The 1,190-nt window shown below is 44.6% G+C and carries 1 protein-coding gene; it reads right to left on the bottom strand.

Translation table 11 applies throughout. The annotated features are described in order from the left end of the window. Positions 1-14: 14 nt before the first annotated feature. A complete protein-coding gene (tuf, locus tag AC0QT1_RS08620) occupies positions 15-1,190 on the bottom strand; it encodes an elongation factor Tu (protein ID WP_078691533.1) in 1,176 nt (391 codons plus the stop codon).

Consider the following 1,190-nt stretch of genomic DNA (forward strand, 5'->3'; position numbering starts at 1 on the left):
CCAACAACCATTCTTTATTCAATGATCTTAGAAACGATACCGGCACCAACAGTACGACCACCTTCACGAATAGCAAAGCGAAGCTTCTCTTCCATAGCAATTGGAACAATCAAAGAAACATCCATCGCAACATTATCACCAGGCATTACCATTTCAGTACCTTCCGGAAGCGTTACTATCCCTGTCACATCCGTCGTACGGAAATAAAATTGTGGACGATAATTCGTGAAAAACGGAGTATGACGACCACCCTCATCTTTCGTTAAAATATAAGCCTCCGCTTTAAAACGCGTATGAGGCGTAACTGAACCAGGTTTTGCCAAAACCTGACCACGTTCAATTCCTTCACGATCAACACCACGAAGCAACGCACCAATATTATCACCCGCCTGCCCTTGATCCAAAAGCTTGCGGAACATTTCAACACCCGTAACCGTCGTCTTAGACGTCGGGCGAATCCCTATTATTTCAATTTCCTCGCCAACCTTAATAACACCACGCTCAACACGACCAGTGACAACCGTACCACGCCCAGAAATCGAGAAAACATCTTCAATCGGCATCAAAAACGGCTGATCAACCGGACGCTCTGGCGTAGGAATATAATTATCAACTTCACTCATCAAAAGACGAACAGCATCTTCACCAATGCTCTTATCTTTATCTTCAAGGGCTGCTAAGGCTGAACCTTTTACGATTGGTATATCATCTCCTGGGAAATCATATTTTGACAACAACTCTCGTACTTCAAGCTCAACAAGCTCCAAAAGCTCAGCGTCATCAACTTGATCAACCTTATTCAGAAAAACAACAATCGCTGGAACACCAACCTGACGCGCTAGAAGAATATGTTCACGTGTCTGAGGCATTGGACCATCAGCAGCTGAAACAACCAAAATCGCGCCATCCATCTGCGCGGCTCCCGTAATCATGTTTTTCACATAATCCGCGTGACCAGGACAATCAACGTGCGCATAGTGCCTTTTCTCTGTTTCATACTCAACATGCGCTGTAGAAATGGTAATCCCACGAGCACGTTCCTCTGGTGCCGCATCAATTTGGTCATAGGCTTTAAATTCACCAAAATATTTCGTAATCGCTGCTGTCAACGAAGTCTTCCCATGGTCAACGTGACCAATCGTACCAATATTAACATGCGGCTTCGTACGTTCAAATTTGCTCTTTGCCAT

The sequence above is a fragment of the Bartonella sp. P12B genome (assembly GCF_055796185.1).